Source organism: Veillonella parvula (assembly GCF_042850485.1).
Lineage (GTDB): Bacteria > Bacillota > Negativicutes > Veillonellales > Veillonellaceae > Veillonella > Veillonella parvula_Q.
Map to the genome: position 1 here is coordinate 507449 of NZ_AP031417.1, position 15700 is coordinate 523148.

The 15700-nt window shown below is 38.7% G+C and carries 8 protein-coding genes, 3 tRNA genes and 1 riboswitch; all 11 genes read left to right on the plus strand.

The features are described 5' to 3' along the window. Positions 1 to 95 precede the first annotated feature (95 nt). Positions 96 to 851, plus strand: a complete 756-nt coding sequence (gene rph / locus ACGHIY_RS02205; protein WP_278466842.1) for a ribonuclease PH — start codon at positions 96 to 98, stop codon at positions 849 to 851. A gap of 1 nt (position 852) precedes the next feature. Then, positions 853 to 1428: an XTP/dITP diphosphatase gene (locus ACGHIY_RS02210; protein ID WP_077708203.1), complete on the plus strand. Its 576-nt coding sequence runs from the start codon at positions 853 to 855 to the stop codon at positions 1426 to 1428. A 66-nt stretch (positions 1429 to 1494) separates the two neighbouring features. Then, a complete protein-coding gene (locus tag ACGHIY_RS02215) occupies positions 1495 to 1992 on the plus strand; it encodes a metallophosphoesterase (RefSeq protein ID WP_004693585.1) in 498 nt (165 codons plus the stop codon). A gap of 77 nt (positions 1993 to 2069) precedes the next feature. Then, positions 2070 to 2852 (plus strand): adenosylmethionine decarboxylase, encoded by a 783-nt coding sequence (gene speD, locus ACGHIY_RS02220; RefSeq protein WP_008715652.1) that lies wholly within the window; start codon positions 2070 to 2072, stop codon positions 2850 to 2852. A gap of 288 nt (positions 2853 to 3140) precedes the next feature. Next, the gene (locus ACGHIY_RS02225; RefSeq protein ID WP_155086409.1) at positions 3141 to 4346 is read left to right on the plus strand and encodes an NADP-dependent malic enzyme; all 1206 of its coding nucleotides are present in this window, start codon (positions 3141 to 3143) and stop codon (positions 4344 to 4346) included. A gap of 380 nt (positions 4347 to 4726) precedes the next feature. Next, positions 4727 to 4803, plus strand: a tRNA-Pro gene (locus tag ACGHIY_RS02230). 10 nt (positions 4804 to 4813) lie between these two features. Further along, positions 4814 to 4887, plus strand: a tRNA-Gly gene (locus tag ACGHIY_RS02235). Positions 4888 to 4988: 101 nt separating this feature from the next. Beyond that, positions 4989 to 5065, plus strand: a tRNA-Arg gene (locus ACGHIY_RS02240). 366 nt (positions 5066 to 5431) lie between these two features. After that, on the plus strand, positions 5432 to 11689 hold the full coding sequence (locus tag ACGHIY_RS02245) for a YadA-like family protein (protein WP_390525638.1): 6258 nt from the start codon (positions 5432 to 5434) through the stop codon (positions 11687 to 11689). A 241-nt stretch (positions 11690 to 11930) separates the two neighbouring features. After that, positions 11931 to 13121 (plus strand): type I restriction enzyme HsdR N-terminal domain-containing protein, encoded by a 1191-nt coding sequence (locus ACGHIY_RS02250; protein WP_390525639.1) that lies wholly within the window; start codon positions 11931 to 11933, stop codon positions 13119 to 13121. Positions 13122 to 13348: 227 nt separating this feature from the next. After that, complete coding sequence (locus ACGHIY_RS02255; protein WP_390525640.1) at positions 13349 to 15502, plus strand: ATP-dependent Clp protease ATP-binding subunit; 2154 nt, start codon at positions 13349 to 13351, stop codon at positions 15500 to 15502. Between the two features lie 77 nt (positions 15503 to 15579). Continuing rightward, positions 15580 to 15687: riboswitch (TPP riboswitch) on the plus strand. The last annotated feature ends 13 nt before the right edge of the window (positions 15688 to 15700 follow it).

Genomic DNA, 15700 nt, shown 5'->3' on the forward strand with positions numbered 1-15700 from the left:
GCTGAAAAATAGTAAAATTGTGATATAATATAAGAAATAACGCCCCTTTATGTAAGGGGCGTTCTAATATTTACTTTTAGAATGGTGAGGTTCCTATGCGCAGCGATAATAGAACAGCCGGTCAATTGCGACCTATTAAAATAACACGGAATTTTACAGAGTATGCAGAAGGTTCTGTACTCATTGAGTGCGGTAAGACCAAGGTTATCTGTACGGCCACTGTTGAGGATTCTGTGCCGCGCTGGCTAAAAGGTTCTGGACAAGGATGGGTAACTGCGGAATATTCCTTATTGCCACGTTCTACGCAAACTCGCGTGAGTCGTGAGGCCGCAAAGGGGAAGCAAACTGGTCGTACCGTAGAAATTCAACGTCTTATCGGCCGTGCTTTGCGCGCTGTCGTAGACCTTGAAGCCTTAGGCGAACGCTCTATTACTATTGATTGCGACGTTATCCAAGCGGATGGCGGTACGCGTACAGCATCTATTACGGGTGCTTTTGTAGCCCTCGTTGATGCAGTAGACTTCACCTTTGGCGGAGCAGGAAAATTCCCAATTACTGATTTTTGTGCAGCCATCTCTGTAGGTATTGGTCCAGAAGGTCCTATTACGGACCTTTGCTATGAAGAGGATAGTGCTGCCATCGTAGATATGAATGTAGTTCGTACCGGTTCTGGCAATATGGTTGAAGTACAAGGTACAGGCGAACACGGTACCTTTAACCGTGATGAACTCAATGTTTTACTTGATCTAGCAGAAACTGCTACTGATGAGCTCATGGCTAAACAACGTGAAGTACTTGGTGCGACAGCAGATAAAGTTGGTAAGGTATATCCAACAGCGCCAGAGGTGTAAGATGGAACAATTTGTACTTGCTACAGGCAATAAAGGAAAAATTCGTGAGTTTTCAGAGGCATTCTCTCATTTGTCTATCGATTGCGTACCTGTGAAAGAAGTGATTTCCGTTGAGGAACCAGAGGAAACTGGCACCACCTTCATGGAAAATGCTCTGTTAAAAGCTCGATACTACGCTAAGGCTACAAATCGACCTTGTTTAGCTGATGATTCTGGTCTTACTGTAGATGTTCTTGATGGGGCTCCAGGTGTATATTCTGCGCGTTATGCAGGTCATCATGGTGATGATAATGCAAATAATGAGAAATTAATTCGTGAACTACAGGGTAAACGTGACCGTACAGGCCATTATGTATGCGCTTTAGCGCTTGTATATCCTGATGGTCGAGAAGTTACTGCGGAAGGCTATTGTGATGGACTTGTTCAAGATGAGCCAAAAGGGGAGAATGGTTTTGGCTATGATCCATACTTCTATGTACCTGAATTTGAAAAGACGATGGCAGAGCTTAGCATCGACGTAAAAGAAACGATTAGCCATCGTGGTCGAGCATTACGCGAATTAATTAGTAAGCTTTGATATTTCTGAACTATATGGTATAGTTCATATAAATATATAATATAGTGGCATTAGAGATTAAATACAATGAAACGAATTGGCATTTTAAGTGATACTCATGGGTATCTAGAGGATATCGACCTCGTCTTGGCTGCTACCGCTGATCAAGACATTGATATGTGGCTTCACGCTGGCGATTTTGGAGATGACGCACGTTATATGCAGGAACATACGGATATTCCTGTATATGCTGTGCGTGGGAACAACGACCGTGTGCAACCGCTTGAACCACGAGAGCAATTAATTCCTCTTGAAGATACCTATATTTACATGACTCATGGTCATGAGGTATCATATTATAATCGAATACAAAAACTGATTGAGTTAGGAACTGACATGGGTGCGCGACTCATCGTGTCCGGTCATAGCCATCATCATGGTGAGGTTCGTGCCCGTGATGCGGTATTTGTAAATCCTGGCAGTATTTCTTTGGCTCGTGATCGCTCCGGTGGTACTTTTGCCATCGTTACCTACGATAATGGACAGTTTGATGTAGAGTTTGTGTATAAACAAGATATTGTTTAGTTATATGGTGAAAGCTTCGTTTGCGAAACTTTCAAAAGAAATAGTAAGTCTATACATGGAAAGGGTTATGACATATCATGGATACACCAGTTAAAGCAAAGCCTAAAATGAAGTTATATGGTTTTAACAATCTCACGAAAACATTGAGTTTTAATATTTATGATATTTGTTATACTCGTACGGAAGAAGAGAAAAAACAATACATTCAGTACATTGATGAAGTATACAATGCGGATCGTTTAACGGCTATTTTGACGGAAGTTAGCCATATTATTGGCGCTAACATCCTTAATGTAGCGAAACAAGATTACGATCCTCAAGGTGCGTCTGTTACGATTTTGATTTCTGAAGAGGAAATTGAAAAAGAAGATGTAGTTATGCATCTAGATAAATCGCATCTCACTGTACATACTTATCCTGAAAGTCATCCGCACAAAGGGATTAGTACATTCCGTGCCGACATTGAAGTTTCTACATGTGGACAAATCTCTCCACTAAATGCACTGAATTATTTAATTCAAAGTTTTGACTCTGATATTCTTACCTTAGATTATCATGTGCGTGGTTTTACTCGTGACGTATCTGGTAAGAAAATTTATATCGATCATCGCATCAATTCTATTCAAAACTACATCAGTGCGAAAACTCGCAATATGTACAACATGATTGATGTAAATGTATATCAAGAAAATATTTTTCATACAAAGATGATGTTAAAAGAATTTGATTTAGATAATTATCTCTTTGGCATCACTGAGTCTGAGTTGAGCGATCGTGAAATCAAGCAAATTAAACATCAATTAAAACAAGAAATGATGGAAATCTTCTATGGACGCAATTTGCCATCTGTAAAAGCTTAAAGACCGCTTTTATAACATTGGTGTGACAGCTTTTATCGTATAATACGAAGATCGACTTGAAGTAGATAAGCCTTATATGGTTTATCTACTTTTTTATAATTTACTTTATTACTATTGGAGCTTAATCTTTATTACTACTGGAGCTTAATGATAGTTGTTTTTAAAAAATTCGAAAAACTATATCGAAAAAACTTGAATTATGATTTAGCATTTTGTATAATACAATTAGTTAAAGGTATAAATTACCGACTCTAAAGAGTCCGAGTGTATCCACAAAGGAGAATTGTTATGGACGTACGTGAATTAGCTGTACAAAAAAAACGTGAATTAAAAGGTTTCCTTACTGTAGGAACTAAATATGAATTAAAAGACGCTCATGATTTATCTGTAGCTTACACACCAGGTGTAGCAGAACCATGTTTGCGTATTAAAGATAATGAGGCAGAATCCTTCGAATTAACTTGCCGTTCCAACATGGTTGCCGTTGTATCTGACGGTACTCGTGTACTTGGTCTTGGTGATATTGGCGCTGCAGCAGCATTGCCAGTAATGGAAGGTAAATCCTTATTGTTCAAAAAATTCGGTGATGTAGACTGCATTCCATTGGTTGTAGATACAAAAGATGCTGATACATTGATCAATACAGTAAAATTATTGCAAAAAAACTTTGCTGGCATTAATTTAGAAGATATTTCCTCTCCTAAATGCTATGAAGTTGAAAATCGTTTGAAAGAAGAATTGGAAATTCCTGTATTCCATGATGACCAACACGGTACTGCAATTGCATGTTTAGCTGGTGTAAAAGGTGCTCTTCGTTTAGTTAAAAAAGATTTAGCTACTGCTAAAATCGTTGTAAACGGTGCTGGTGCTGCTGGTGCAAACATTGCTCGCTTATTGTACCTTGCAGGTGCTCGTGATATCACATTGTTGGTATCCTCTGGCGTATTGCACAAAGACTACAAACGACTTGACTCTTTGCAAGCTGAATTGATTGATTTGCTCAAACTTGAAGAAAAACATGGCAACTTGGCTGAAAATGCTAAAGGCGCCGACATTCTTCTTGGTGTATCTGCAGCAGGTGCTTTCACAAAAGAAATTTTGGAAAACTTGGCTGACGATGCAATCGTATTTGCAATGGCTAACCCTAACCCAGAAGCTACATATGCTGATATGAAAGCTGCTGGTATCCGCGTTGCTGGTACAGGTCGTTCCGACGCTCCTAACCAAATCAACAACGTAGCAGTATTCCCAGGCGTATTCCGCGGTGCTATCGACGTTCGTGCGTCTCAAATCACTGACGAAATGAAATTAGCTGCTGCTGACGCTTTGGCTCACTTGATTCCTGATAGTGAATTGAACGAAGAAAACGTAATGCCATCCGTATTCGATCCTCGTGTAGCTCCAGCTGTTGCTAAAGCAGTTGCTGAAGTTGCTGTAAAACAAGGTATTGCTAAAAATCCTCAAGCAATAGAAGATGGTAGCTACGAAGGTTAATTTATTTGCTTTACTAGCATTTTATAATCTTATATAACCATAGAACAATACAACATGCACCTCGAAAGGGGTGCATGTTTTTATATGATCGATTAAGTATATGATTGGCTTTATACTATTAGGGCGAATAATCTATAGATTAAAATGATATAGAGGCGTAGGCGTATAGGATAATAGAAGTAAGGATAGATATATATTAAAGAATGTATTAATGTATCAGTAAAAAAATTAATGAAGTTGTAAAAAAGTACTTGTCACTAGTTTCTATCAATGATATAATAATTTTCGTTGCAGAGCGATACTTGAAAGAGTAAGAACTCAGCAAGAGTAGTGGTTGACATCAACTACCGGGTTTGCTATAATAGCAAAGTAATTAATGACGGGGCATAGCGCAGTTTGGTAGCGCACCTGGCTTGGGACCAGGGGGTCGCAGGTTCGAATCCTGCTGCTCCGACCATTTTTTATTTGCGGGTGTAGCTCAATGGTAGAGCCCCAGCCTTCCAAGCTGGTCGCGAGGGTTCGATTCCCTTCACCCGCTCCATTTTTTTTTGCCTTTTTTAGGGTATACTAAGATAGGGTGTAGTTGACGATACATAGTACATAATTTATACTATAATAGATAATTATATAGGGAATCCACATGGTTCAGTAGCTCAGTTGGATAGAGCAACGGCCTTCTAAGCCGTGGGTCGGGGGTTCGAATCCCTCCTGGATCACCAAAGAAATAAGCGGATAGCTCGTAATGAGCTATCCGTTTTTGTTTGCGTTTTTAGCATAGTTACACATAAAAAAACTGTAAAAAGATAAACCTGTATTAAAAATGAATAAAATTTCATAAACTAATATATGAATGAGTAAAAAAATGTACTTATAAGATGGTATAAGTCTAAAATAGAATTAAAATAATACTATAAATACTGGATTTTTGTATGATGATAAAGCATGAATAAAAAATGAATTTACCTTGATTGTTATATTGATGATTTTATATAATTATAAATATTATGGTTAATTATAAGCTTTCATATGTATGTATGAGGTTTTATAAATGGATATCTAGGTTATAGTTGTAATAGGAGTGTTTCATGAATAAGATTTTCAAGGTGATTTGGAGTAAAAGCAAAGAGTGTTATGTAGTTGTGTCTGAGATAGCAAATAATTATAGTGCTAAAAAGGCTGTATTGACTAGTGTTTTTGCTGTGTTGGCGGTAACTGGTGGTGCAGCTCATGTTATGGGGGCGACTTTACCATCGGAGCTAACAGACAAAGGCTCTATTAAAATCGGTCAGTATGCAACTACAAGTAATATGTCTAGTATAGTTATAGGGACAAGCAGTCAATTTAGAACTTCTTCAGTTGATGGGTATAGGGCAATTGGTATTGGCTCTGGGATTATTGCTAGTGGTAATAATAGTGTTTCTATCGGTGGACATTCTCGAGCAACAGAAGATCAGGCAATTGCTATTGGTGGAGCTTCTGATGATAGTGGTGCTAAAGCGACGGGTTCTCAATCTATTGCTATCGGCGGTAATACTGTAGCTAGTGGGGATTCCTCTATTGTAGTAGGTGGTGATGACGTAGAGGTTGCATTTGCTAGAACTGTAACTTATACAGATATTAACACTGGACAAGCTAAAACGGGGACATTGAGACAGGCATCTATTGATTTGGCGAATATCCAATTGCCTCAATATATCACCGCTACAGCTAGTCATGCAGGGACTGCCATTGGGATGAAAACTAAAGCTGGTGACTTGGGTCTTTCTCTTGGCATGGGGGCGGATTCCGCTACTCGCCTAGATGGTAAGGCTGGTAATGTAGTTAACGCTATCGCTATTGGTGCCGGTGCAAAAGCTAATCGGGATAACTCCATTGCAATCGGTGGTGGTGCTAATACTGATGCAGCGGGTGTGGCACAAACAAGCTATACTATGAGTAATGGAGATACGGTTAACTGGGCCGGTGGTGAAAATGTGTTGCCTGGTGACGTTGTATCCTTTGGTGCTCCTGGTTATGAACGTCAGCTTAAAAATGTAGCTCCTGGTATTGTCAGTGCAACTTCTACAGATGCGGTGAATGGCTCTCAGTTATATGCAATAGCTGAGAAGACTTTATCTAAATATATTTCTATTAAATCTGATTTGGTTGGGAATAAATCTAATAAAGGTGCAGAAGCGACTGATTCTATGGCTATAGGTCCGGATGCATCTACAACAACTGCTGCTACTAAAGGGGCTGCTTTAGGTACTGGTGCAACTGTTACTGTAGCGAATGGTGTAGCTGTAGGTTCACAGTCTAAAGCGAGCACAGCTAGTGGTGTAGCAGGCTATAATGTAAACGACTCTAGAACCGATAAATATGGTGCTTTATCCGGTAAAGCATTGACATCTACTTTAGGTGCCTTTGCTGTAGGTAATGAGACGAATACACGTCAAATTACAGGTGTGGCTGCTGGTACAGCTGATACAGATGCTGTAAATGTGGCACAGTTAAAGAGTGTGAATTTGAAAGTAGCTGGAGATACCGGCACAGGTGATGTTAATCTTGCTAATAGTACTTTAAATATTAAAGGTGCTGGTCTTGCTAAAACTACTGCATCTGGTAAAGATGTAACCGTAACTGTGTCTGAAAAAGCAGTTAAACAAGAAGCTGTTAAAGCGGTTACAATGGCAGCAGCGGATCCTAATGGTGCGATTACTGTGACACCTGAGTTTAGCGCAGATAAAGATACAGCAACTTACAAAGTTGGTATTGATCCAACTAAAGTGGCTGAGACTACTAACTTGACCTATAAGGATAATGATGGTGCAGATAAGACCGTTACATTAAAGAAAGGTTTGAACTTTAAAAATGGTACTATGACGACTGCTACAACTGGTGCAGATGGGGTCGTAACGGTTGATATCAATGATGATACAAAGGCTAAAATCAATAACGCTGCAACAAATAAGTTAGATAATCTTACATCAGATGGTGAACAAAAGGTTAAGAGCTTATCTGCATGGAAGGTAAAGGCTAATAATAGTAATGCTGAAACAGTAACAGGTGGCGATACCGTTACATTTAATGATGGCTCTAATATCGCTATTACTCAAAATGGCAAGACATTTACTGTGGCGACTAAAAATGATGTAAACTTTAATACTGTAACAGCTACGACAAAGGTGACAACACCTGCGGTAGAAGGGCTTACTAATATGTCCTGGACACCTGGTACTACAACTCCTGTTAGTGGTCGTGCGGCAACAGAAGATCAATTGAAAGCCGTTGATACACAAGTAGCAACAAATAAAGATGATATTGCTACGAATAAGGCTAATATCGATAAGAATAAAGATAATATCGCAAAGAATGCGGACAACATCACGAAAAATGCTACAGAAATTGCTACAAATAAAGGCAATATTACAACCAATACGCAGAACATTGCAACTAATACGGCAGCCTTGGCTCGTAAGATCTCTTTAGGAGGTAATACTGGTAGTACAACAGAGAAATCCTTAAGTACAGGTGATGTGAAGTTTAATGTAAAAGGTGCGGGTCTTGTAACGACTTCTGCAGCTGGTGATGATGTAACCGTAACTGTGACAGAAAAAGCAGTTAAACAAGAGGCTGTTAAAGCTGTTACAATGGCAGCAGCGGATCCTAATGGTCCGATCACTGTGACACCTGAGCTTAGTGCGGACAAAGATACAGCAACTTACAAAGTTGGTATCGATCCAACTAAAGTAGCTGAGACTACTAACTTGACCTATAAGGATAATGATGGTGCAGATAAGACCGTTACATTAAAGAAAGGTTTGAACTTTAAAAACGGTACTATGACGACTGCTACAACTGCTGCAGATGGGGTTGTAACTGTTGATATCAATGATGATACAAAGGCTAAAATCAATAACGCTGCAACGAATAAGTTAGACAACCTTACTCCAGATGGTGAACAAAAGGTTAAGAGCTTGTCCGCATGGAAGGTGAAGGCTAATAACAGTAATGCTGAAACAGTAACAGGTGGCGATACCGTTACATTTAATGATGGTTCTAATATCGCTATTACGCAAAATGGCAAAACTTTCACCGTTGCAACAAAAGATGATGTGACGTTTAACAGTGTAACAGCTGGTTCAAAAGTGACAGCGCCTGCAGTTGAAGGGCTTACTAATACGTCCTGGACACCTGGTACTACAACTCCTGTTAGTGGCCGTGCGGCAACAGAAGATCAATTGAAAGCCGTTGATACACAAGTAGCAACAAATAAAGATGATATTGCTACGAATAAGGCTAATATCGATAAGAACAAGGATAATATTGCAAAGAATGCGGACAATATCACGAAAAATGCTACAGAAATTGCCACAAATAAAGGTAATATTGCAATCAATACGCAGAATATTGCAACTAATACGGCAGCCTTGGCTCGTAAGATTTCCTTAGGTGGCGATACAGGTAATACAACAGAAAAATCCTTAAGTACAGGTGATGTTAAGTTTAATGTAAAAGGTGCAGGCCTTGTAACGACTTCTGCAGCTGGTGATGATGTAACAGTAACCGTGACAGAAAAAGCAGTTAAACAAGAGGCTGTTAAAGCAGTTACAATGGCAGCAGCGGATCCTAATGGTCCGATCACTGTGACACCGGAGCTTAGTGCGGACAAAGATACAGCAACTTACAAAATTGGTATCGATCCAACTAAGGTAGCAGAATCTACTATCCTGACTTATAAGGATAATGATGGTGCAGATAAGACCGTTACATTAAAGAAAGGTTTGAACTTTAAAAACGGTACTATGACGACTGCTACAACTGCTGCAGATGGGGTAGTAACTGTTGATATTAATGATGATACAAAGGCTAAGATCAATAACGCTGCAACGAATAAGCTAGATAATCTTACACCGGAAGGCGAACAGAAGGTTAAGACCTTGGCAACATGGAATGTCGCTACTGCTGCTGATGGCGGAACTCATTCTGGTGACTCCACAAGTACTGTAACAGGGTCTGATACAGTGACTTTTAAAGCAGGTAATAACCTAAATGTAAACCAAACTGGTAGAGATATTACATTCTCCTTAAATAAAGAGATCTCTGATATGACTAGTTTAGGTCTTACAAATCCGGATGGTGCAAAGACAACTATTAAGACTGGAAAAGGTGATGCTCATATAGGTGAAACAGACCAAGCGGATCGCATTGTTTATACTAATGCAGCTGGTACTGAAGAACAGGTAGCAACATTAAAAGACGGTTTGCAATTCGGTGGCGATAATAATCCTGAAGTTATTAATAAGACATTGAATCAAAAGCTAGAAGTTGTTGGTGGTGCTGATGCAACGAAATTATCCGATAACAATATCGGTGTTAATGCGAAAAACGGTAAGTTGCACGTGCAATTGTCTAAAGAATTAAATGACTTGACTAGCGCTCAATTCAAAAATGGTAATGCAGTGTCCACAATCAGTGGTGCAGGCACAACTGTGACAGACGGTACGAATACAACTCAATACGGTCCTAAAGGCATGACCATTAATCCAGGTGCGAATGAAATATCTCTTACCGATAAAGGCTTAAACAATGGTGGTAAAGTCATCTCCAATGTAGCGAGCGGCGGTGATGTTGATACTAATGCGGCGAACATTGGTGATGTGAAGAAAGCAGCTGCAGCATCTAAAACGACAGTATCTGTTAATAAGAAAGATACAGAAACACCAAATTTGGTACTGGAAGAAACCGTAGATCCTGCTGATGGTCATACGAATTACGATATCAAGTTGGCAAATAAAGTTAACTTAGGAAATGATAATATTGTGCTTGATGGTGCAGATGGTACTGTTAAGACTAAAGGCAATATTACATCCGAAGGCACTGTAGAAGGCAAAGATCTTAAAGCGGGCGATGTAACGGTTAACAAGGACAATAAAGGGACTGTGAACGGTTTATCTAATAAGACTTGGACTCGCGGACAGGCTCCTGTGAGCGGTCAAGCAGCGACAGAAGACCAAATCCAAGCGGTAGATACTCGTGTAATGGCCGTAGAAGATAAGGTAGCGGACTTCGGCTGGATGGCAAAGAGCAGTGCTATAGGCACAGGCCAAGCGACAGGCAATAATACAGCAACTAAAGTTGGCGATAAAACGGAAGTAGAATTCCGTGCCGGTGATAACCTCACTATTGACCAAACAGGTACTACTTTCACGTATTCCTTGAATAAAAATATGACAGGTCTTGAAAGTGTATCCGTAGGTGATGTGGCAAATGATAAACCGGGCGTTGTATTGAACGGTGCTGACGGCACTATGGGCGTACGCGGTAAAGATGGTGCGAATGCATCTATCACAGCGGCTAAAGGTGCTGACGGATTGACAGGTACTGGTGCTGGTAAAGATCGTATCGTTTATGAAACGAAAGACGCAGCAGGCAATCCTGTAAAAGAAACCGTAGCGACTATGAATGATGGTTTACATTTCGCTGGTGATAATGGGAATACAGTTATCGATAAGACCTTGAATGAAAAACTTGAAATTGTTGGTGGTGCTGATGCAGCAAAATTGTCCGATAACAATATCGGTGTTAATGCAAAAGACGGTAAGTTACAAGTACAATTAGCTAAAGATTTGAATGGTTTGTCTAGTGTGGAAGTGAAGGACGATAATGGTGCATCTACTGTTATGAAAGGTGACACTATTAAGAGCAAAGATGCAGCAGGAAATACTTCTGTTGTAAATGGCTCTGGTGTGACTATTACACCTGCTAATCCGCAAAATCCAAATGCTGGTACAGTGTCTTTAACTACTGAAGGCTTGAATAATGGCAACAATCAAATCAAGGGTGTTGCAGCTGGTACAGCAGATACAGATGCGGTTAACCTTGGTCAATTGAAAAAATCTAATGCTCAACTTGCTAATGCAATTGCTAATGTTGAATCCGAAACACAACGAGTAGGCGCTCATGCGGCGGCTATGTCAGCGTTGAAACCAATTCAATATGATCCATTAGAACCAACTCAAGTGATGGCTGGATATGGTAACTATCGTGGTAAGAGTGCAGCAGCATTAGGGCTTGCTCATTATACTAATGAAGATACAATGTTCAACGTGGGTGTTTCCGTAGGTGGACGTCATAATATGATCAATGCCGGTTATACTCATAAGTTTGGTAACAGCGATGCTAAAAAAGCTGTACCAGAACGCTACAAAGGCGGTCCAATCAGCTCCATTTATGTGATGCAAGATGAAATGACCTCTTTGAAACAAGAGAATAGTAGACAGAAAGAAGTATTGGATAAACAACAAGCTGAAATCGAATCGTTGAAAGCTATGGTTAATAGTTTACTAGCAACTAAAGGTTAATAACTAAATATAGTAATTGAAACGATGATTTTGTTATAACATTCTTGTAGTGTTATCCGATGTCGTAAAGGAAAAAGGTTCCGTAGGAAGTTGATGGACGATAAGCCTCAACTGAAATACGGAACCTTTTTGGTTTTAACTGTAGTGTCCCTTTATAAGACTACTAATATTTATGTATGATATAATGTTAAAAATGAAGAAATAATGAACTTCGAACAGCTGTTATAAAGGGATTTATATTGTGGAGAATATAGAAAAGATATTTAAAAATATCAGATTACAGAAATATAAACCAGGAGGAACATCCTTTGCTGATCCTATACGAAATATATTTGTCCAATGCACACCAGAAGAGGTGGTACGGCAAAAAACAATTCATTTTTTACAGAGTGACTTAGGAGTGCCACTTGAGAGGATTAGCGTTGAAGAGTCTATGGCTCATGTTAAACGAGGGGCACGAGGTAGAGCGGATATCGTTGTTTATCGAGATGACAAGAAAAAAGATGCTCTTTTAGTGATCGAATGTAAGGCGCCTGAAGTAGATGTGTCCTGTTATATAGTACGTGAGCAGTCAGAAAGGTATCAGAAAATTCTAGGTGCTAATTACTGTATGTTAATTAATGGACGCCAGATTATGATGTATAAATATAATGATGGATTAGCAATAGAGCTTGATGGCATCCCTTCATATATAGAGCTTTTAAACAATAAAGTAGAGTATACTAAATTATTGCAAGTAAAACCATATAGCTATCTTGATATCGTATCCAAAAATATTCAACGTGCATTTGTAAAAGAGCATTATATAGGTGATTTCACTCCAAATGATATAAAATCATTTGTACTTAATTTTTTGAATTTAATTCTACTTAAGTCTTTTATTAGTATTGAAGATTTGATGAGAATAGGCGTATCAGAGGATTTTGGTATAAAACGAACTCGATTTGGCAATAGTGCTGGTTATAATTATCAAGAGTTGACTCGTTTGTTCATCGCAAAAGATAATAAAGGAAAAGATATAATTTGTGGACTTAGTATGATTGGGGATTATAATACACAATTGAATATATCCATAACAAATAAGAAAAAAGGACATCATTCTTTACAATTAAACATGGATAAATTTTGTGAATATGATTCCGCTACAAATATGATAACAGTTACACATAATGGAGCATTATCCTTTGGTAGAGGTGGATCTATGAGCCATAAAGTTGTTATTGATTATATACGAGAGAAAGCACCAGACTTAATTCAAAATGATACAGTATATCTTGGAACAATAGATAATTCTAGATTGTTAGAATGGGGTAATACAGATGTGCAAAATTTTATAAGAAATTTATTACGTTATGCTATTCTTAGGGATGAAATACGAGTTAAACATAAAAAACGGAAACGTTCTAAAAAGAAACGATTAGATAAATATTAAATTTAATAGGATTGATTAAGTTTGTAATACAATGTAGAAAGATTACATTGTATTACAAACTTTTTTGTTGTTAGAATATAAGGTCAAAAATATTTTGAAAATTTATCTTTTGACTTATTGACTTTTTGACTTTTAAGGGTTATTATAATGTCATAGGGTAAGTAAACCCAGTAAAAATAATATTAGTCAAATAGTTAAACTCTATGATGTATGAGGGGGTAAAATATATGAACAACAACTTTAACAATTTTGGTAATGAATTTTCTAGCATGAATGATTTGTTTAATCAATTGATGGGTAATATGGGGGGGTATTCCACAGAACGACGTAGTTATAAGATTAATGGTCGCGAAGTAACTCCAGAAGAATTTGCGTTTTATCGTCAAACTGGTCGATTACCATCTAATGAGGAAATGCAAGCTGCTCAAGCTGCGCAACAAGGTAAAATTAAACAAGATGGCATCCTTGCTCGTTTGGGGACAAACTTAACTCAACAAGCTCGTGATGGTAAACTCGATCCTGTAATTGGTCGTAACAAAGAAATCCAAGAAACAGCAGAAATCTTAGCACGTCGTACTAAAAATAATCCTGTACTTGTAGGTGATGCTGGTGTTGGTAAAACTGCAGTAGTAGAAGGCTTGGCACAAGCTATTGTAAATGGTGACGTTCCAGCAGCTATTAAAAATAAAGAAATCATTTCCATCGATATTTCCGGATTGGAAGCTGGTACTCAATACCGTGGTTCCTTCGAAGAAAACATTCAAAACCTTATTAAAGAGGTAAAAGCCGCAGGCAATATTATCTTGTTCTTCGATGAAATTCACCAAATTTTGGGTGCTGGGTCCACAGGTGATGGTCAAGGATCCAAAGGCTTGGCAGATATCTTGAAGCCTGCTTTGTCCCGTGGTGAAATGACAGTTATCGGTGCTACAACACAAGATGAATACCGTAACACAATCATGAAAAATGCAGCTCTTGCTCGCCGTTTCAATGAAGTTAAGGTCAATGCACCATCTGCAGAAGATACTTTCAAAATCTTACAAGGCATTCGTCCATTGTACGAAGCGCATCATAACATTGAATTGCCAGATGCGGTGTTGAAAGCCGCTGTAGATTATTCCGTACAGTATATTCCACAACGTAGCTTGCCTGATAAAGCTATTGATTTAATCGATGTAACAGCAGCTCACTTGGCATCTCAACATCCTGTAACAGATATTAAAACATTGGAAGCAGATATTGCTGATGCTAAAGCAAAACAAGAGGAATATGCTCAAAAAGAAGACTATGAATCTGCGATTAATGAAAAAATGCGTATTCAAAAGTTACAAGCAGAGCTTGATAACCATACAGAAAATCAAAAGGTGGTAGCTCAAGTAAACGACGTAGCCGAAGCCGTTGAAAGAATGACTGGTATTCCTGTATCTCAAATGGGTGCATCCGATATCGAGCGCTTGAAAGACATGAAATCTCGTTTAGAAGCTCATGTAATTGGTCAAGATAAAGCCGTAGAAGCTGTATCTAAAGCAATTCGTCGTAACCGCGCAGGCTTTGATGAAGGCAACCGTCCAATCGGTAGCTTCTTATTCGTAGGTCCTACAGGTGTTGGTAAAACAGAATTAGCTAAACAATTAGCTCTAGATATGTTCGGTAACAAAGATGCAATCATTCGTTTGGATATGTCCGAATATAGTGATCGCACAGCCGTATCTAAATTAATCGGCGCTACAGCTGGTTATGTTGGTTATGAAGATAACTCTAACACATTGACTGAACGCGTACGTCGTAATCCTTATTCCATCGTATTATTCGATGAAATCGAAAAAGCAGACCCTCAAGTTATTACATTACTTCTTCAAGTATTGGATGATGGTCGCTTAACAGATGGTCAAGGTAACACAGTAAACTTTAAAAATACCGTTATCATCGCTACATCCAATGCAGGTTTCGGTTATGGTAGTGACAATGATGATGAAAATAAAGTAGATGTAATGGAACGCATTGCTCCATTCTTCCGTCCAGAGTTCTTGAACCGTTTCAACGCAGTTATCGAGTTCAATCAATTAAGCAAAGAAGATTTGAAGAAAATCGTAGATTTGATGCTCGACCAAGTTAATAAGACTTTGGCTAAGAAAGACATCACTCTTGATGTAACAGATGCAGCTAAAGAATTGTTGATGGAACAAGGGTATGATAAAACTATGGGCGCTCGTCCATTACGTCGTGTTATAGAATCTGAAATCCGCGATAATGTAACTGATTTCTACTTGGATCATATCGACGCTAAACACTTGCTTGCTGATGTTAAGGATGGGCATATTGTAATCTCTGAAAAAGCAGATTCCGATAATAGCAAAGACCAAGATAAGGCTGAGAAATAAAGAATAGACGTAAAAGTGTCAGAATAATCATTTGACAAATCTGAATAAAGTAGTAATATTAATAGCATAATTATATAGGGAGTATGCAAGGGAGCCTATTATATAGGCTGAGAAAGGGCTGCGAGCACCTGACCTTTATACCTGATCGGGATCATGCCCGCGTAGGAAGCACGCTAATACTTAATACGGGTATCGATC